The organism is Halorussus salinus (assembly GCF_004765815.2).
GTDB classification, from domain to species: Archaea; Halobacteriota; Halobacteria; order Halobacteriales; family Haladaptataceae; genus Halorussus; species Halorussus salinus.
This window is the reverse complement of sequence record NZ_SBIS02000008.1, coordinates 95,196-113,826: the sequence shown is the minus strand read 5'-3', so window position 1 is coordinate 113,826 and position 18,631 is coordinate 95,196. Positions and strand designations below refer to the sequence as shown.

Below are 18,631 nucleotides of genomic sequence, written 5' to 3'. Positions count from 1 at the left end.
CGTTTTGTATCGGTGACGTAATCGTCCGGCCATGCCCTCCTCTCGACGCGAACTCCTCGGCGGACTCGCCGCCGGTTGTGCCGGAGCTATCGCTGGCTGTAGCGGTCTCGCCGACGACCGACGGGAGTACTCGCCCGGAACCGACGCGGAGACCGAGTGGCGGTTCCCCGGTCGCGGCCGTCAATCGACGGCGTACGCTCCCGAGGCCGTCGCTCCACGAACCGGCGTCTCGGAACGCTGGAACACGGAAATCGGGTGGCAGGCCCGCCGTCCGGTCGTCGCCGACGGCCGAGTCTTCGTCGCGTCGGCGGACGGTCTCGCCGCTTACGACCTCTCTTCCGGCGACGAGCTGTGGTCGTTCGCACCCTCGGACCGACCCGCGATAGTCGCGCCAACAGTGGTCGACGGAACGGTCTACGTAGGATTCTCCGCCGACGAGACTCTTCGGGCGCTCGACGCGGAGACGGGCGACGAGCAGTGGTCGGTCGAAACCCGAGGAGTGGTCCACGCCGAGATACTCCCGGCGGTCGACCGAGACCGAATCTACGCGGGCGACGACACCGGGCGCGTCTACGCGCTGACCGGCGACGGAACGGTCGTCTACACGTACGACGCGGTGGGCGCGGTGACTGCGCTAGCCGGGACGCGCGGAACCGTCATGGTCGGCACGAACGGCGGACAAGTCTACGAGTTGTACGAAGACGGCGAGTCGTTCTATCCGCTCTGGCGGCGACGCGTGGCGGGCGGTGTCCGAGATATCGCCGTCGCGAACGGCGGGTCGGTCGTCGTCTCGGTGTTCGGCGACTACGTGTACAGGTTACAGAACGGCGCGCACGCCGGGTCCGACCGATGGCGAACGGAGTTCACCGCCAACCACTTCGCGGTCACGGAGTCCACCGTCGTCGGTGTGAATCTCTCGTCGCTCGCCGTTCTCGGGGAGCGGAACGGCGAAAAACGCTGGACTCGCTCCGGGACGTACAACTGCGCGCCAGCCGCGGCGGGCGACCGCTTCTACGTCGGCGGGGAGTACGACGACGACTCGAAGGGCGGCTATCTGGCCGCGTACCCCCTCGGAGCGGGCGGTGGACTCCTCGGCGGGAACCCCGAGCGCGCGTGGAAGCGCGACCTCCCCGGCGTTCCGGTCGGCGGGTTGACGGTCGCGGACGGCGCGCTCCTCGCCGTCACGGAAGGCGAGAACGGCGACCATCGCCTGCGCGCCTTCGACCCGGCGTAGCCGGTGGACCGTGGTCGAGCCAGCGGAGCCACGCCGACTCAGGCTTGGGCCATCGAGACGGCGAGGTACGTCAGGAAGAAGAAGGCGTAGACGGCCACGAGTCCGGCGACGACCTTCAGGTGGTAGACGAATAGCTCCTCGCGCTCGGCTTCGCGGGCCTCGTCGTACGCCTCGCGCTGGTCGTCGGTGCAGTCCGCGGCGTGAAACTCCCCGACGTGGAGCGCGCGCAACTGGTCGGTCCGGAACGGGCGCTGGCAGTGGGGACAGCGCGGAGGCTCCTCGTCGTCGGGCACGCGCACCTCGGCGTCTGCGACGGCGGTACTCATCTCCCGATAGTCACCCCGCGAGGACGAGTTTCGCCACGATGGCCGCGACGAACAGCGACCCGAACACCCACGCGCTCAGGAGCGCGGCCTGCGCGCTCTGAAGCCCGCGGAAGCGCGCGGAGCTGTAGGTTCCCCACAGGAGGAACCCGACCAGAAGCGCCCCGAACGCGAGCGCGAGGCCCATCCAGCCGACGCCCGCGACGAGCGCCGCGTCGCTGACCAGCAGGACGGTGCCGCCGCCAACGACCAGCACGAGGAGGAAGAAGCCCGCCGCCCACGCCGCGACCGAATCGGTTGCGCGCGTGGCGTCGGCAGGGGCCGACCCGCCACTCCCGGCGGACGCCGGGTCGTAGTGTCGCCAGTCTTCCATCCGGACGACGAACGCCCAGACCGCGAGGAGTGCCACCCCAGTCACCAGTGCGCTCGCAAGATACGCCGTTTCGGCCATCGTTATCGGCTCCTGTTACTCTGTTAGACAGTAACAGGCATAAAGATTGACCCGGCGTGAGCGACCGAGACCTCTCCGTGTGTCGTGCCAACACAGTTCAGTCAGTTTTAATAGATAACCGATAATAGCAAGCATTACTTCGGCCGCCCGGACCGACCGGGCGCGCGAGGTGATTCACCCATGGTCTGTCCACCACTCCGGGTTCGCACTTTCGGTAGCGACGCCGAAAGTGTCGGCTCCGGCACCCCGGCGTTCGCCCGTCTCGCCGGGATTCTCTCGGCGATGCGCAAGCACGCCGGTTGGGTGGGCGACGTGGGTGAGAATACCTATCACCTCGAACGGACCACCCCGACCGCGTAAGGCGTTTCGGACGCGACCCTCTCCTCGACGGTCGCGCCGACCGAACCGCCGGGTCGGCTCGCTTCCTCTCGATGCTACCACTCGGAAGCGAGCGCCGCGCGTCGGAGGGGTCCGTTCGACCACGCCCTTCTCCGACCCACTGACCCGGTAGTTCGGCGCGTCTCTGCGCGGCGGCGACCCATCCGGAGAGCCATCTCCGCGCCGACAGCGACGACACTCGCCCGGCGAGAGGTGGTCGCCCGAAGTCGAGACGACCGGCCGAACCGCTCGGCGACAGCACGTAACGACAGCACACGACGACACTCACCACACCACCGCACGACCCGATGACACCTATCCGGACCACGCACGACGACGCAGACCGCGAACGTGCGCGACGCGACGACCACGACCGTACGACAGACGACAACGACCGCACCGCAGACGACCGCGACCGCTGCACCGCAGACGACCACTGCACCACGGACGACCGCACTCACGACGACCACACGACAATGAACGCACTCGTCATCGACGCGACGGCCGACCTCGAAGTTCACGTCCCGCGCGGCGGCGACGGCACGCTACAGGACGGCATCGTGACCGTCCTCGACCGCAGCGCCGCGGTCGATAGCACCGAAGTCCTCGACGTTTCGGGCGTCACGCCGACGCTCAACGACCTGCGCGTGGACGCCTCGGTTCGCCTCCGACTCCACGTCGAGGAGGCCGTCGAGGACGAACGCGACGCCGTCCGCGAGGCGGTCGCCGACCAGTTCGGCGTCCGCGCGGTCTCGGCCGTCGAGACCGACCGCTCGGCGTAGCCCACGCGCCGCCCGCGTCGCCTCCGGGGGCTGGCTCCTCGGGGACGCGCCACGTGGCGGCACGACCTGACGTGCCACGTCGCGGCGCGACCTGACGCGACACGACGCACCGCCCGCCGACCGACACCCACCGACCGCAGACCGATGCGATACACGAACTACCCACCGACCCTGCCGACGAGAACCACACTCCGGACCGCCGCGACGCGAACCCGCGACGCCGCCAGCGCGTGGGGCGTCCACGCGCTCGTCGCGGGCGCGGCGATAGTGACCTTCGCCGCGGGTGCGACCGCGGCCGTCGTCGCGCTCGCGCTCCTGTTGGGGAGCCTGCCGGGCAACCCGCTGGCCCTGCTGGCGGCCGCCGCGGCGGTCGTCGTGACCGCCCGGACCCTGCCCCTGCTGGCGCTCTACGCGGCCCGCCGTGCGGTCCGAACGCTCGACGGAGAGGCGTAACGCGGTCTCACCGGCCGAGTAGCCTCGATTCGACGCCGACCACGACCGGAACCACCCCGTATTCTTCGTTTCGCGGGCGCGTCGCCCGCTTCGTCGTCGTTTCGCGTGCCGTGCAACCGTATAGGCGGAGCCAAACCGGTCGAAGGCGTCTCTTACGGCGGATAAGGGAGACCATAACAATGGAAACGTGGTCCCGAGGAGCCGATGGCATGGACCTACTCGAGGACATCAAGCGCGAACTGCGAGGAGACAACGAACCCGACGACGGCGACTCGGCGGCCGACGGTGCCGACTCGATGCTCGACGACGCCGAGAGCGACGACACCGGGACCGGAAGCGGACCCGTAGCGCGGTCTACCACCGCGTCCGGCCCGGACGACGAATCCGTCGCTGACGGGGACGAAACCCGGCCCGACGGAGCGGCCGCGGGCGATTCGTCGCAGGGGGACGACCTCCTCTGTTCGTTCTGCGAGACCGAGTTCGACGCGAGCAGGGACGTGTGTCCCGAGTGCGACGCCGAAATCGTCCTCCGAGGAGCGCGGTAGCGTCTGTCGGCGAGAAGACGGAAATACGCGCTTATACAGTTTCTAAACGCGGACTTATCGCGCAACGTAGATACACTTTTACACCAGTCGGTGTAGTGAATCGGTCCAATGAATCGTCGGAGGTTCTTACGAGCGAGTTCGTTGGCCAGCGTCGCGGGAATCGCGGGGTGTGCCGCCCCGACCGACACGAATCGGCGACGGAGCGGCGGCGGAGACCCCGGTTCGTCCCCGACTTCGACCCCCACCGCGACCGAGACGACGCCCGAGGAGATGGCCCAGTCGAACGTCGAACCCGTGGACGTTCGGGGTGCCCTCTACGTCCCGGCGCGGGCGTGGAACACGTTCCAGATGTGGCACGAGTACGACGAGGAGGTCATCGAGCGCGACTTGGGCTACGCCGAGCAAATAAACATCAACGCGGTCCGGACGTGGGTCAGCTACGAGCAGTGGTTGGAGAGTCCGCGGGAGTTGGAGCGGTCCATCGACCACTTCCTCTCGGCCGCCGACGACCGCGGCATCGAGGTCCTCTTCGGCCTGTTCGAGAGCGTCGGGAAGGAACCGACCGAGGAGAACCTCCACGACACCGACCCGCTGACCGCACCGCCGGTCCAGTCCCCGCGGAGCGAGGTCATCCAGAAGGAGTCGCTGTGGGATGAACCCCGCGAGTTCGTCCGCTGGTTCATGGACCGCTGGAAGGACGACGACCGACTGCTGGCCATCGAGGCGATGAACGAACCGGGCTGGCTCGAAGACATGAAGAACTTCGCCGGCGGGATGTTCGAGACGATGGCGAAAAATCGGGGTTCGGTCCCGCTGACAGTCGGTTCGACCAGCCTCGCCAACAACGCCGACTACGTAGACTGGGGCGCGGACATCCTCCAGTTCCACTACAACTTCCCGAGCAACGAGGCCATCTACGACGACCTGCTTCCGAACGCGGTCCAACTCGGCGAGGACTTGGACATGCCGGTGTACCTGACCGAGTGGCAACGCATCGCCAACTACGGGTGGGGAAGCAACGAGACCGTAGACCAGTGGCAACCCGACTACGCCTCCATCGCGCCGACCATCCACCGCCACGGCGTCGGCAACTTCTTCTGGTCGCTGATGGTGAAACCGGCCTACGTCCGCTACATGCGCAAGCGCGGCATCATCAACGGTCTGTTCCACGAGGACGGCGCGGTCTGGAACGAGGCCGACGCGAAGGCCATCAAGGCGATGTCCGGGGACGCGCAGGTGGACGTGAAGCAACGCCGCGAGTGGCCCGAGTGGGCGACGAAGGTCAAGCGACACGCCTTCGGGAGCGAGTGACCGGTCGGCGCGCGAGGGAGAATCAGTACAACTGGCCGCCGAGGGGAACCTCCTCGTCGGGACCGACGAGGACCGGATTCCCGTCGTCGTCGGGCACGCCGACCGTGAGGACTTCCGACTTCTCGCCCGCGATGCGCACCGACCCGAGGTTGGTCGCACAGAGGACCTGCCGCCCCACGAGGTCCGCGGGGTCGTAGTTGTACCCCGTCTGGGCGACAGACTGTACTTCTTCGTCGCCGAGGTCGATTCGGAGTTTCGCCATCTCGGGTTTGTTCGTCTCGGGGAACTCCTCGGCGTCCACGACTTCGCCGACGCGAAACGTCGTCTCGAACAGGTCTTCGGTCATGGGACACGATAGACCGGCGCGTGACTTAAACGTCGAGTGTACGAGTGGAGCGTGACGAGGCGTGACCGAAATCGGTGAGAACGAGCGCGAGAGCGGGCGCTCGGCGAACCTCACTCCGGAACGCTGTTGTTCTCGCTCCCGCGGGCGACGACGAACGCCCGGCCGTTCCCGCGGAGGAGATTCCCCTCGACTCGGTTGTCGTCGGAGGCCAACAGCGAGACGCCGCGGCGGTTGTCCACGATGCGGTTGCCGACGACGGCGTTCCGGTCGCTCTCGATGAGCAGAAACCCGTCGCGGTTGCCGCTGGCGGTGTTGTTCCGGAGCAGATTCTCGTCGCTGTTCCGGAGGCGGAACCCGACCGGGGTCTCCTCGGCGCGGTTGCCCACTAGCGAGTTGTTCGCCGCGCCGTCGGCGAGAAACGCGCCGTAGAAGCGGTTGCGGAGGCGGAGGTCCGCGACGCGGTTGCCGTCGGCCGCCGAGAGCCAGACGCCCGCGATGCGGTTTCCGACCGCGCTCCCGCCGACGACGCGGTTGTCGTCCACGCCGACTGCGACGACGCCGTACTCGTTCCCTCGGGCGGTCACGTTCCGGACGGCGTTGCCCGAGGAGTCCGCCCCGAAGTGGACCCCGAACAGCGCGTTTCCGGCGGCGGTCACGTTGTGCGCGCGGTTCCCGTCGCTGTCGTCCAGTAACGAGACGCCGTGGACCGCGTTGTCGGTCGCGCGCACGTCAAGGAGTCGGTTCCCGCTCGCGCCGTAGAGTCGCACCCCGACGCGGCTCCGGGTGGCGGTCACGTCAGCCAACTCGCCCCCGTCGGCCGCGGTCAGGCGCACGGCGTCGTCCCAGTCGGCGACGGTGAGATTGCGGACCGTGACGTTCGAGAGACGGCGCGCCCACGTCCCGACCGAGACTCCGGCCGTACCGAAATCTCCTCGGCCGTCCACGAGGTGGCCGCGGCCGAGGAGCGCCACGTCGCTCGCCCGAATCCGGAGACACTGCCCGGCAGAGACGTTCCGCAGGTCGGCGGTGAGCGCGTATCGGCCCGGTTCGTCGATGGTCGTGCAGGCGTCGATGGGCGTCGGGGCGGGTCGGGCAGTATCGGGAAGGTCGGTCTGTACAGCGGCGACGCTCGGCGCGACCGGAGTCGAAGCGAGCAAGAGCGCGACGGCGACCGCGAGCGCGCGAGACACGGGAGCCGAATCGACCTCCGGACACCTCGTTATTCGGTCGGTTCGGGCGGGTAAGTCGGGTTACGGCCGCCGGTCCTCGACCGCTTCCGCGCCCTGCTCGGTCACGCGGACCCCCTTCGCCGAGAGGTGTTGCATCCGGCGGCGCGCGAAGTCCTCCTCGGTCGTCCCGCGCGTGGCGAGGACGTACATCCGGGAGTTGCCGGTCGGGCGCATCGTCCGCCCGGCCCGCTGTGCGCCCTGTCGCCGGGACCCGCCGAGGCCGGACGCGACGATGGCCAACTCGGCGTCGGGCAAGTCGATGCCCTCGTCGCCGACCCGCGAGACGACCAAGGTATCGCGCTCGCCCGACTTGAACTGCTGGAGGAGGCGCTCGCGGCGCGCGTGGCGCATCTCCCCGGAAATGAACGGGACGTTCAACTCCTCGGCCAGTTGGTCGCCTTGGTCGAGGTACTCCACGAAAATCAGGGTCTTCGCGTTGGGATGTTCAGCGCGCAGGTGGCGAATCTCGTCCAGTTTCGCGGGGTTGCTCGCCGCGATTTGGCGCTTCTCGTGGCTCTCCGCGCTCCCGTACTCGTGACGGTACGTCTCGTCGTCCCACGGCACGTAGCGAATCTGGACCTCGGGTTCTTGGACGTATCCGGCCTCGAACAGCGCGTCCCAGTCGGTGCCGATGGGCGGGCCGATGAGGGTGAATATCTCCTCTTCCTTGTCGTCCTCGCGGACCGGTGTGGCTGTCAATCCCAAGCGATGTTTGCTCTGGAGATTCGCGGACCTTTTATAAACCCGGCTCGGGATATGCTGACACTCGTCATACATAATCAGCCCCCACTCCCGCTGGTCGAACAGCTGTCGATGGCGGTCCATCCCGGCGGTCTGGTAGGTCGCGATGGTGACGGGGCGCACGTCCTTCTGGCCGCCGTGGTACTCGCCGATTTGCTCGGGCGCGAGCGTGGTGTGGGTCAACAGTTCCTCGTGCCACTGGCTGGCGAGTTCCCGGCCGGGGACCAAAATTAGGGTCTCGCCGCCGACCGCTTCGATGGCACCCATCCCGGCCACGGTCTTGCCGCTCCCCGGCGGGCCGACGAGGACGCCCGACTTCTGTTCCACGAACTGGTTGACCCACCCCTGCTGGTAGTCCCGGAGGCGAAGCCGCAGGTCCACGTCCAGTTGCTCGCCGGTTTCGAGGTCCCGCTCGTCGCGGACCGGATACCCCGCTTCGTAGAGGATGCGCTTGACTTCGGCGACGGACTCCTCGGCGACCCAGCTCTCGGTGTCCGAGAGCGGCGCGCGGAGTTGTCCCGAGTCGAGTTTTTGGCGCGCGACGTTGCCCATCAGGTCCTCGCTCGCGGCTTCGAGGACGACGTAGCCGTCCTCATCGTCGGTCGTCAGGACGAACTGGCGGGCGCGCTTCCACTGGCTCTCTATCCACTCTTCGAGGTGAGGAGACCGCTCGGGAAGCACGTCCCGGACGGTGCCCAGCAGGTCCTCGAAGTCGTCGAAGGGCGCGGCCCACACGTCCTCTTGGCGAATCTCGTACATGTAGCCGCCGTCGCGGGTGGTGTCCACGAGGTGAGCGAACTGCGAGAGTTGCGCGCGGGTGAACTGGGTCGGTTGGTCCACGACCAACTCGCGGCGCTTCGGGAACACGACCACGCGCTCGCGGTCGGCCAACTTCCCCCAGTCGGTCGGGTACCAGACCACGGGGTCGTTGGACACGTCGAGGCGTTCGACGCCCTCGCCCTCCGCGAGACCCGCCAGCGCGTCGTCGGTCGCCGCCTGCGAGGAGTCCAGCGCGCGGGCGACCTCCTCGGCGGTGACGACCGGGCGGCCGAACTGCTCGACCGCGTCGTGGAAGTCCTCGACCGCCACGGTCTCGTCGGCCGCCCCGTCCGCGTCGTCCGTCTCGTCCGGGACCTCCTCGTCGGTCTCGTCGTCTGCGTCGGTCACTGAACAGCAGTACGGGACCGACGAACAAACGGCTTGTGTTCCGTTCGATTCTGTCGTTGTTTTTCCAACAACTGGCCACAAGGTTTATTTCGTTAGGTTGACAGCCGGAGTAACATTTGAGTAGTGGGGGTTTGACGAAAGCCATATGGACACGCACATCACGGCCATCGAACGCTGTGCGTACTGCCGGGAGTACGTTCCGATAACGGTCCTGCCGGTCGGTCCGGACGACGGGCCGATAGCCGCGGAGGTGGCCGTCTGCGAGGAGTGCCGAACCGACGGCCGGTAGTCGCGGTCCGAACCCGGCCGAGTTCGACTCGCCGACCGAAGCGACACTCGACCGACGAACCGACCCCCGACCGACCTCGACCCGACTCGAACGGCCAACGACCCCGACTCGAACGAACCAGACCGACCCCGACCCGCGGAACGCGGTCGAGACCGCCGAACTCGACCCGCACCGGGGACGACGGCGCGAGCAAAGGACACGCTCGCGTCGCGTCTCCGACCGATTAGCCCCTGCTTATCGTTTCGTTTCCGGGCGGAAACGGTCGAACCGCACCGTGGGTATAACTACCGGCCGGTCGTTGCCGGGAGCGTGACCTCCCGAGACGTTCGTCGGGTCGGCCTCCTCGTGGCCACGCTCGTCGTCGCCGTGAGCGGCGCGGCGTTCGCGGGCGCGACCGGACCCGGCGCGACTCCGTTCGACACAGCGGCATCGAGTTCGACCGACGCGGCCCGTCAGACCGTCGATTCCTGCACGACCATCGACGAACCGGGCACCTACGTCCTCACGACGAACATCGAGAACGGCGGCAAGACCGCCATCTCGAAGGCCTGCATCGAGATTACCGCCGACGACGTGACCTTCGACGGCGACGGCCACGAAATCGACGGCCGAGGAGTGAGCCACACCAAGGGCATCGCCGTCGTGGGCGCGCAGGGTGTGACCGTCCGGAACGTCGCGGTGGACGACTGGCACTCGGGCCTCCTCGTGACGAACGGTTCGACGGCGACGATAGAGAGCGTCGAAAGCTTCTCGAACACCTACGGCGTCCGCGTCGAGAACGCCGAGGAGGCCACCGTCGAGAACAGCACCGTCACGGACAACCTCGTCGGTGTCTCGGCCGCGGGCGGGACGGTGAAACTCTCGGGCAACGACATCTCGGACAACGACATCAGGATTCAGCGCGCGAACTGAGGCATTTTTCGGGGCGTGATTCATCCCGAGATTCGGACTGCGTTCGGACGCGCAAATCGGGGCGCGCTCGGTCCGGTAGTTCCGACGCCGTTCGGACGCGCAAATCGGACCGCGCTCGGTCCCGTAACCGCCACCTACGCGACGGTACACGCGACCTGAACGACCGCACGCTCGGTCTGTAGACGCGTAGCAATTCCCAGAGAAACGCCCAGAGAGTCCATAACAAAGGGAAATACGCGAATACGGTCCGGTAGCAGTGAGATGAACGTCGACAAAACCACGATTCTGAGTATCACGCTGGCGGTACTGATGGTCTCGTCGGTGCTTCCCGCGAGCATCGTCGGACTGGTGGGAACGGCGCGAGCGGACCACGACGACGGACCGGTCTACACGGTGCGACAGCCCGGCACGTCGGTCTGTTACGAAGTGAGTCCGTACGCTCACGACCACCCGAAGATGGTCCCCGAAGTCGAGCTACGGGAGGTCCAAGAGTATCCCGACGCCGACGTGTACGGGGACTTCGAGAACCCCGACTGGGACGGGTTCGAGTCCATCGAGTCGCAGATGGACTATCGGTACCGCAACGACAGGGACTACGACCGGGAGAGCGTAGACAACTGGGGACAGACGGACTACTACGCGCCCTACCTCAACAACCAGTTCCGACACGAGCCGTGGGAGTACGGGACCTACGGGAAGTACAACTGGTCCCACGACGGCCACAGCCACCTCTGGTTCTACGAGAACGCGAACGGCGAGGTGAGCCTCGTCATCCGTCACGACAAACTGGACGAGAACACCCGAATCTCCTCGCACAACCCGTACAACGGTGAACACGGCCCCGGAGACGGGTTCTTCGAGCCCGCACCCGGCGGCGGCACGGCCGACTGGACCTTCGACGACCTGCCCAGCGGCGAGTGGGCGTACATCGACGACATGTACCCCCGCGAGGACATGGACGACTACTACACCGACGGTGACGTTCGGTACGGCCACCGCGAAGCGCGGTACGAGTCCCAGCCCCTGCGTGAGTTCACCGGCGGGTACTTCGACATCTTCTGGACGTGGGGCGCGAGCGGGACCGACGGCGGCGCGTACCGCGGGTTCGAGAACTTGGACCGAGGAGAGAGCGTCACCATCGACGCCTCGTTCACCGGCGACATCGAGGAGTGGATGGTTCGCCACAACGCCGGTCACGACGACATGGACGGCGAGATGAAGGACCTTCGGATGGGCGAACCGGTCGTCATCGAGCGCGGCGCGTCCTGCGTGAACCTCGAAGAGAGTCTCTCGGCGAGTTCCGAGACCGTCGAGGCCGGAGCGAGCGTGACGTTCACCGCGGGCGAGGGCGCGGACGAGTACCGCTGGGACTTCGACGGCGACGGCGAGGCCGAGGAGACCACCCAGACCAACGAGGTCGCCCACACCTACGAGAACGCCACCACGGCGCAGGCGTCCGTGACGATGACCGCAGACGGGCGGTCGGTGTCGGCGTCCGCGACGGTCGAGGTCCGCGCGGACCGACCGCCGAACGCCGACTTCGCGGTGTCGAGCGAGGGCGACGGCGGGACCCACGTCGTCGGCGAGACCGTCGCCTTCGACGGGGGCGCGAGTAGCGACAACGTGGCGATAGCGAGCTACGACTGGGACATCGACGGGTCGGGGGCGAGCGACGAGGCCCCGACGCGGGCGTTCTCCTCGACCGGCGAGAAGACGGTCTCGCTGACCGTCACCGACCGCGCGGGCAACGCCGCGAACGTGACGAAGACGATACGGGTCGTCGCGCAGGACGACCCCGAGGCGAGCGCCGAGGCGAACCCAACCGAGGTCGAGGCGGGCGCGCCGATAACCCTCGACGCGACGGGGAGTAGCGACGGGAACGGAACCGTCGCGTCCTACCGCTGGAGCGCGTCTGGCGGGACGGTGGCGGACTCCTCGGCCGACCGGACCGAAGTCACGTTCGACTCGGCTGGCGAGTACCGCGTGGACCTGACCGTCACCGACAACAACGGCAACAGCGACACGGCCAGCGTGAACGTCACCGCGACGAACGCGAGCGCCCCCGAGATTACGAGCGCAGACGTGCCAAGCGAGGTGTCCGTGGCCGGGACGCTCGGCGTCTCGGCGAGCGCGACCGACGAGAGCCAACCGGTCTCCTACGCGTGGACGTTCAGTCAGGACGGCGATAGCGTCGAACGGACCGGCCCGCGGGCGAACTACTCGTTCGACCAGCAGGGGAGCGCGACGGTCCGACTCGTCGTGACCGACGCCGCGGGCCAGCAGAACGAAAGCGAGTGGTCGGTCGAAGTGACCGGCAAACCGAGCGCCGCGCTCTCGGCGACCGACGAGACCCGCGTCGGGAAGAGCGTCACCTTCGACGCGAGCAATTCGACCGACGAGGGTGCCATTGAGGCGTTCCGCTGGGACTTCGACGGCGACGGACAGTACGAGGAGAACACGACCGCCGAGAACGCCACCGCGACCCACACCTACGGCAGTTCCGACACCTACACCGCGTCGGTGACGGTCGTGGACGACGACGGTAACAGCGACAACGCGACGACCGAAATCGAGGTCAAGCCCGAGAAGAAGGCCGTCTCCGGCGGTGGCGGCGGTGGCGGTGGAGGCGGCGGAGGCGAAAGCCTCGGTCCGCCGCCGATGCTGACCGAGACGAAGCGGACCGGCGAGAACGCCGCGGCTATCGACGTGCGGAACGGGCAGGACGACGAGACGGTGGCGGCCGACCTGCCCGCGAACGTGGCGGTCGAAGGGTCCGGCGTCACCTTCGAGCGACTGACGGTGGACCCGACCGGCGACGACGCGCACGTCGTCTTCCGGACCGCGGCGAGGAGCGACGCGCCCGAGGAGACCACGGCGCTGACCGCGGGCGGCGACGCGCTGGCGTATCTGGACTTCGACGCGGAGTACTTCGACGCCGAGGTCGAGGAGGCCACCGTCGAGTTCGGCGTCGAGCGGGCCGCGCTCGGCGCGCTGGCGTCGGGCGACGACGTATCGGTCTACCAGTACGACGACGAGACGAGCGACTGGCGGGAGATAGACGCGACGGTCGTCGGGTCGAGTACCGATTCGGTGCGACTGAAGGCGACGACCGACTCGCTGGGCGCGCTCGCGGTCGGCGCGACCGAACCGCTGTCGGTGACCGACGCCGAACTCGCGGCCGGGACCGTGGCGACCGGCGACGACGTGACCGCGAACGTGACCGTCCGGAACGCGGGGACCGCGGCCCGGAGCGCGACCGTGAACCTCACCGTTGACGGGAACTCGCTCGCCTCGGAGCGCGTCGAGGTCGGGGCGGGCGAGACGGCGACGCTGACCCTGACCGGGACCGCGCCCTCGCCCGGCGAGTACGAGGCGACGGTCGGCGACGCGACGGCAGGGAGTCTGACAGTCAAAGAGACGCTCCCGGCCGAGACCGCGGTGACCGACGTGACGCTGAACTCCTCGGCCATCGCGGCGGGCGAGCGAGTCGAGGTCACTGCAACGGTCGAGAACACCGGCGGGCAGGCTGGCGAGGAGGCCGTGGCGCTGACGATGTTCGACGAGGAGCTAGCCAACGAGTCCGTGCGCGTGCCCGCGGGCGAGACGGAGGAAGTCACCTTCGTCCAGCGCGTGGACGCCGCGGGTAACTACACCGTGGACGTGAACGGGCGGACGGCCGAACTGGCGGTCTCGCAGGCCGAGGGCGACGGCGGCGGGAACCCCGCGCCCGGCATCCCCGGCTTCGGCGTCGGGGCGGCCGTCGCCGCGCTGATAGGAGCCGCGCTGGTGGCGCGCTACCGGGCCTGAAGCGCGGGGACCCTCCTCGGAGTAGGAGCGCGGCAATCACCGTTTTTACGCCCACTCCCGTATCGGGGGTGGATGAGCGAGGGCGACCGGCGCGAGGACGACTCGACCCGCTCGGAGACCGACGAGCTATCCGGGGGAATCGACGGCGAGTTGACCGACCTCACGGGGAGCGGCGACGACGGAGTCGGACTGCGTGAGAAGGCGCGGAACCTGCGGGAGTGGCTCTTGCTGGACGGGAGCAGACTCGTCGTCGCGGGCTTGCTACTGGCGGCGACGGTCGGCCTGCTGGTCGCGGCCGAACTCCTCGGGCTGATTCCGATGGCGCGCCAACAGCCCGCGTTCTACGTCATGAGTTCGCTCATCGGCGGGAACCTGACGCTGGTGACGGTGGTCGTCTCCATCAACCAGTTGCTCCTCTCGCGGGAGCTGAGTACGCCGGGACAACTCCGCTCGCAGATAGACGAGGTCATCGAGTACCGCGAGGAGGTCGAGGAACACGCGGGCGGCGTCGCGCCGGTCAAGCCGCTGGGCTTCCTCGAACTGCTGTTCGCCAACACGCGCCGGGAGGCCCAGCGAATCGGCGGGATGACCTTCGGCGCGGTCGGCGACGAGGTCCGGACCGAGGTGGACGAGACGGTCGAGGCGCTGACCGACCACGCCGACCACGTCGAACACATCCTCGACGAGTCCGACCCCGACACGTTCCGCGTGCTGTCGGTGACGCTGACGACGAACTACGCCCAGCAGATAAACCGCATCCGGCGGATTCGGGCGACTCACGGCGACGAGTTACCCGAGACGGTGATGGACGCGCTCGACAACCTCATCGACCACCTCCAGAAGGTGGACGTGGCGCGCCAGTACTTCAAATCGCTGTACTTGCAGGAGGAGCTATCGTCGCTCTCGCGGGTGTTGCTCTACGCCGGGTTCCCCGCGGAGGTGGCGCTGGTCCTCGCGTTGCTCGGGTTCACGGCCGCGGAGGGCACCGCGCTGACCCACCACAGCAACGTCCTGATGCCGGTCGTGGTCGGTATCGCGTTCCTCCCGCTGGCACTCCTGCTGGCGTTCATCGTCCGCATCGCCACCGTGACCGAGCGCACCGCGGCGACGATTCCGTTCACGACGCCGAAACAGGAGCAGTGACCGTCGGTAGAGTTAGCAACTCGGGAGGTCGGAAGCGGACTCGAATGCTAAGAGCTATTATTTTCCGACCACTCCGTTAATACATGACAGTCGTCAGTATCTCGATGCCGGACGAACTGCTCGACCGAATCGACGAGTTCGCCGACGAACACGGCTACACCGGCCGGAGCGAGGTCTTCCGGGAGGCCGGGCGCAATCTGCTGGGCGAGTTCGAGGACAAGAAACTCGAAGACCGCGACCTGATGGGCGTCGTCACCGTGCTGTTCAACTACGAGAACTCCACGGTCGAACAGCGCATGATGGAACTGCGCCACGAGTACGACGGACTGGTCGCCTCGAACGTTCACAACCACGTCGGCGACCACTACTGCATGGAACTGTTCATCCTCGAAGGCCAACTCGAAGACATCTCGACGTTCGTCGGCAAGATTCGGGCGGCCCAAGACACCCTCACGGTCGATTACTCCGTGATTCCGGTAGACGAGGTCGGGCCGTTCGCTGGCGGGGAGTAGGTCGGAGGTCAGTCGTCGGCCGACTCGGGACCGGTCGGCTCGTCGTCCTCACCGCCGTCCGTGACTGCTTCGTCCTCACCGCCGTCGGTGATGGCGGTCTCGCGCTTGCGCTCGAACCACGCCCACTCTTTGGTCTTCAGGCCGTCGTCTTCGAGGTCCCACGGGTCGCCGCTCTCGACGCGGCGGCCCTCCAGCCACGAGGTCACGATGTTCCAGACGAAGATGAGTTGGCCGAAGCCCATAATGAACGCGCCGAGCGTGGCTATCTGGTGGAGATTCGTGAACGTTTGGACGATTTCGGGGTTGCCGAACGCGTAGGTCGCGTAGCGCCGGGGCATTCCGCCGTAGCCGAGCAACAGGAGCGCGAAGAACGTGACGTTGCTCCCGACCATCGTCAGCCAGAAGTGCCACTTGGCGAGGGTGCGCTGGTACATCCGACCGGTGTAGAGCGGGAACCAGTAGTAGATGCCCGCGAATCCGGCGACCGCGATGGCACCCATGACGATGAAGTGGAAGTGCCCGACGACGTAGTAGGTGTCGTGCAGCACGAGGTCCACCGGAATCGACGCGAGAAACACTCCGGTCACGCCGCCGATGATGAAGTTCTGGACGAACCCGACGGAGAACAGCATCGGTGCCGTGAGACGCAACTTCCCGTTCCACATCGTCGTGATCCAGTTGAACACTTTGACCGCCGACGGAACCGCGATAGCGAGCGAGACGGCCATGAAACTCCCGCGAATCCGGGGGTCGATTCCGGTGGCGAACATGTGGTGTGCCCACACGCCAAAGGAGAGGACGCCGATTGCCAGCGTCGAGTAGACGACGAACTTGAACCCGAAGAGTTTGCGCCCGGAGAATCTGGGCAAGATGAGGCTCACCAGCCCCATCGGCGGCAGAACGAGGATGTAGACCTCGGGGTGGCCGAAGAACCAAAACAGGTGTTGCCACAGTAGGGGTCCGCCGCCTTCGGCCGCGAAGAAGGTGGTCCCGAAGTTGCGGTCCAACAGGAGCATGACGAGCGCGCTCCCCAACAGCGGGAACGAGAACAGGATGAGTCCCGACTGGGTGAGCATCGTCCACGAGAAGATGTCGAGGCTCTCCCAGCCGACCTCCTCGCCGCGCTCGGTGAAGATGGTCGCGATGAAGTTTATCGCGCCCATCGTCGCCGAGACCCCCGTGAGGTGGAGACCCAACAGCATCAGGTCCACGCCGGGGTTGGTCTGCTCGACCGACAGCGGCGTGTACATCGTCCACGAGGTCTGTGAGGGGTCGATACCGACGCCCAGCGGCGCGGCGAAGAAGCCGAACCAGATGAGGAGCGCGCCGGGCGGCAACAGCCAGAACGCGATGGCGTTGACCCGCGGGAACGCCATGTCGTCCGCGCCGATGAGTAAGGGAATGAAGTAGTTGCCGAACGCCGCGATGATGGGCGTCCCGAACAGGAACAGCATCGTGATACCGTGGGAGGTCAGCAGCGAGTTGTAGAAGTTCGCGCCGATGATGGCGGACTCGGGCGTCAACAGTTCGGTCCGCATCAACAGGATGGCGATGCCACCCCACGCGAACGCGACGAGGCCGTAGAGACCGTACATCAGCCCGATGTCCTTGTGGTCCACGGTGGTCAGCCAGCGCGCCAAGCCGCCGGGTTTCTCGTCGTGTGTCACCTCCGCGCCCTCGCGGTACGCACCGCCGCCTCCTCCCGAAAGCGGCGTGTAAGACCGCCAGTCCTCGATTCGCAGGATGTAGGCGGCGACTGCGAACAACAGCACGCCCATGACGGCGGTGAGTACGAGTTGTCCTGCTTCGACCATAGAAGATTCTGAGTGCTACAGTTCCAAGAAAGGTTGGGCCTATTCTTTGAAACTGAGGAGAGCCGCGTGAATCGAATCCATCGGGTGAAATCGGTTTCAGGTCTCGACTGCCGCGAGCGGTGGCCCTTTTGAACGTCGGCACCTACCCGAAGGTATGAACATGCTCGTGGACGGCGAGTGGCGGACCGACGCCTACGAATCCACCGACGAGGAGGGCAACTTCGACCGACAGGAGACGAGCTTTCGCGAGTGGGTCGAGGCCGACCCCGACGCCGAGTTCCCGGCCGAGGCCGGGCGCTACCACCTCTACGTCTCGCTGGCGTGCCCGTGGGCGCACCGGACGCTCGTCACGCGCAAACTCAAGGGCCTCGAAGACGCTATCTCGGTGTCGGTCGTGGACCCCTACCGCGAGAACGACGGCTGGGAGTTCAGCCCCGAGAAGGAGGGATGCACCGAGGACCACATCAACGGTTTCGACTACCTCCGGGAGACCTACGTCGCCGCCGACCCCGACTTTACGGGCCGGGTCACGGTTCCCGTCCTGTGGGACAAAGAGCGCGAGACCATCGTGAACAACGAATCCGAGGAGATAATGCGGATGCTCGATACGGCCTTCGACGAGGTGGCCGAGCGCGACGTGACCCTCTACCCCGAGGGCTACCGCGACGAGGTGGACGAGACCATCGAGGACATCTACGACCCCATCAACAACGGCGTCTATCGCGCCGGGTTCGCCGGGACCCAAGAAGCTTACGACGAGGCCGTCACCGAACTGTTCGACGCGCTGGACCGCTACGACGACCTGCTGGCCGACCAACGGTACCTCGTCGGCGACCGACTCACCGAGGCCGACGTGGCGATGTTCACGACGCTGATTCGGTTCGACGCGGTGTACCACACTCACTTCAAGTGCAACGTTCGGCAAATCGCGGACTACGAGAACCTGTGGCCATACCTCCGTGACCTCTATCAGACCGACGGCGTCGCCGAGACGGTGAATCTCGACCACATCAAGGAACACTACTACCGGAGCCACACCGACCTCAACCCCAAGCAAATCGTGCCGAAGGGTCCCGACGTGGACTTCGAGACACCCCACGACCGCGACGAACTGCCGGGCGGACTGGCCGAGGAGGCCAGCGTCTCGACCGACTGAACCGCGAGGGGAACCTATTTTTTCGGCGCGCGCGAACC

Annotated in this window: 18 protein-coding genes; 12 read left to right on the top strand and 6 right to left on the bottom strand. The window is 66.9% G+C overall.

All coding sequences use genetic code 11. From position 1 onward, the window contains the following. Window positions 1-31: 31 nt before the first annotated feature. Window positions 32-1,234, top strand: coding sequence for an outer membrane protein assembly factor BamB family protein (locus tag EPL00_RS17595; RefSeq protein ID WP_135854245.1), 1,203 nt, complete (start codon window positions 32-34; stop codon window positions 1,232-1,234). A 38-nt stretch (window positions 1,235-1,272) separates the two neighbouring features. On the opposite strand, the gene EPL00_RS17590 is transcribed toward EPL00_RS17595, so the two are convergent. Next, window positions 1,273-1,560, bottom strand: a complete 288-nt coding sequence (locus tag EPL00_RS17590; RefSeq protein WP_135854246.1) for a DUF7410 domain-containing protein — start codon at window positions 1,558-1,560, stop codon at window positions 1,273-1,275. Between the two features lie 10 nt (window positions 1,561-1,570). Continuing rightward, a complete protein-coding gene (locus tag EPL00_RS17585; RefSeq protein WP_135854247.1) occupies window positions 1,571-2,008 on the bottom strand; it encodes a hypothetical protein in 438 nt (145 codons plus the stop codon). 180 nt (window positions 2,009-2,188) lie between these two features. On the opposite strand from EPL00_RS17585, the gene EPL00_RS17580 reads away from it, so the two are divergent. The 5 genes from EPL00_RS17580 to EPL00_RS17560 all read left to right on the top strand — a co-directional run bounded on the left by EPL00_RS17580 (window position 2,189) and on the right by EPL00_RS17560 (window position 5,477). Beyond that, window positions 2,189-2,368 (top strand): hypothetical protein, encoded by a 180-nt coding sequence (locus EPL00_RS17580; RefSeq protein WP_135854248.1) that lies wholly within the window; start codon window positions 2,189-2,191, stop codon window positions 2,366-2,368. Window positions 2,369-2,694: 326 nt separating this feature from the next. Continuing rightward, entirely contained in the window at window positions 2,695-3,168 is a 474-nt protein-coding gene (locus EPL00_RS23870; protein ID WP_238398242.1) for a hypothetical protein, read from the top strand. Between the two features lie 144 nt (window positions 3,169-3,312). Beyond that, window positions 3,313-3,621 carry a hypothetical protein gene (locus EPL00_RS17570; protein WP_135854250.1) on the top strand — a complete coding sequence of 103 codons (309 nt, stop codon included), beginning with the start codon at window positions 3,313-3,315 and terminating at the stop codon, window positions 3,619-3,621. A 209-nt stretch (window positions 3,622-3,830) separates the two neighbouring features. Continuing rightward, complete coding sequence (locus tag EPL00_RS17565) at window positions 3,831-4,166, top strand: hypothetical protein (RefSeq protein ID WP_135854251.1); 336 nt, start codon at window positions 3,831-3,833, stop codon at window positions 4,164-4,166. Between the two features lie 108 nt (window positions 4,167-4,274). After that, a complete protein-coding gene (locus tag EPL00_RS17560) occupies window positions 4,275-5,477 on the top strand; it encodes a glycoside hydrolase 5 family protein (RefSeq protein ID WP_238398241.1) in 1,203 nt (400 codons plus the stop codon). A 22-nt stretch (window positions 5,478-5,499) separates the two neighbouring features. Here EPL00_RS17560 and EPL00_RS17555 read toward each other — a convergent pair whose 3' ends face one another. The 3 genes from EPL00_RS17555 to EPL00_RS17545 all read right to left on the bottom strand — a co-directional run bounded on the left by EPL00_RS17555 (window position 5,500) and on the right by EPL00_RS17545 (window position 8,960). Next, window positions 5,500-5,823, bottom strand: coding sequence for a tRNA-binding protein (locus EPL00_RS17555; RefSeq protein WP_135854252.1), 324 nt, complete (start codon window positions 5,821-5,823; stop codon window positions 5,500-5,502). Between the two features lie 110 nt (window positions 5,824-5,933). Continuing rightward, window positions 5,934-7,013: a right-handed parallel beta-helix repeat-containing protein gene (locus EPL00_RS17550; protein WP_162224253.1), complete on the bottom strand. Its 1,080-nt coding sequence runs from the start codon at window positions 7,011-7,013 to the stop codon at window positions 5,934-5,936. Window positions 7,014-7,073: 60 nt separating this feature from the next. Continuing rightward, on the bottom strand, window positions 7,074-8,960 hold the full coding sequence (locus EPL00_RS17545) for a DEAD/DEAH box helicase (protein WP_135854254.1): 1,887 nt from the start codon (window positions 8,958-8,960) through the stop codon (window positions 7,074-7,076). A gap of 145 nt (window positions 8,961-9,105) precedes the next feature. Here EPL00_RS17545 and EPL00_RS17540 point away from each other — a divergent pair, with 145 nt between their 5' ends. The 5 genes from EPL00_RS17540 to EPL00_RS17520 all read left to right on the top strand — a co-directional run bounded on the left by EPL00_RS17540 (window position 9,106) and on the right by EPL00_RS17520 (window position 15,623). After that, window positions 9,106-9,249 carry a hypothetical protein gene (locus tag EPL00_RS17540; protein WP_162224252.1) on the top strand — a complete coding sequence of 48 codons (144 nt, stop codon included), beginning with the start codon at window positions 9,106-9,108 and terminating at the stop codon, window positions 9,247-9,249. A 309-nt stretch (window positions 9,250-9,558) separates the two neighbouring features. Beyond that, window positions 9,559-10,161, top strand: coding sequence for a right-handed parallel beta-helix repeat-containing protein (locus tag EPL00_RS17535; RefSeq protein WP_162224251.1), 603 nt, complete (start codon window positions 9,559-9,561; stop codon window positions 10,159-10,161). Window positions 10,162-10,422: 261 nt separating this feature from the next. Then, on the top strand, window positions 10,423-13,968 hold the full coding sequence (locus EPL00_RS17530) for a PKD domain-containing protein (protein WP_135854256.1): 3,546 nt from the start codon (window positions 10,423-10,425) through the stop codon (window positions 13,966-13,968). Between the two features lie 72 nt (window positions 13,969-14,040). Continuing rightward, window positions 14,041-15,111: a hypothetical protein gene (locus EPL00_RS17525; protein WP_238398240.1), complete on the top strand. Its 1,071-nt coding sequence runs from the start codon at window positions 14,041-14,043 to the stop codon at window positions 15,109-15,111. Window positions 15,112-15,194: 83 nt separating this feature from the next. Beyond that, on the top strand, window positions 15,195-15,623 hold the full coding sequence (locus EPL00_RS17520; RefSeq protein WP_135854257.1) for a CopG family ribbon-helix-helix protein: 429 nt from the start codon (window positions 15,195-15,197) through the stop codon (window positions 15,621-15,623). An 8-nt stretch (window positions 15,624-15,631) separates the two neighbouring features. On the opposite strand, the gene ctaD is transcribed toward EPL00_RS17520, so the two are convergent. Beyond that, window positions 15,632-17,401, bottom strand: coding sequence for a cytochrome c oxidase subunit I (ctaD, locus tag EPL00_RS17515; protein WP_135854373.1), 1,770 nt, complete (start codon window positions 17,399-17,401; stop codon window positions 15,632-15,634). A 190-nt stretch (window positions 17,402-17,591) separates the two neighbouring features. Between ctaD and EPL00_RS17510 the strand changes: the two genes are divergently transcribed. Next, window positions 17,592-18,593 carry a glutathione S-transferase family protein gene (locus tag EPL00_RS17510; RefSeq protein WP_135854258.1) on the top strand — a complete coding sequence of 334 codons (1,002 nt, stop codon included), beginning with the start codon at window positions 17,592-17,594 and terminating at the stop codon, window positions 18,591-18,593. Window positions 18,594-18,631: the final 38 nt, after the last annotated feature.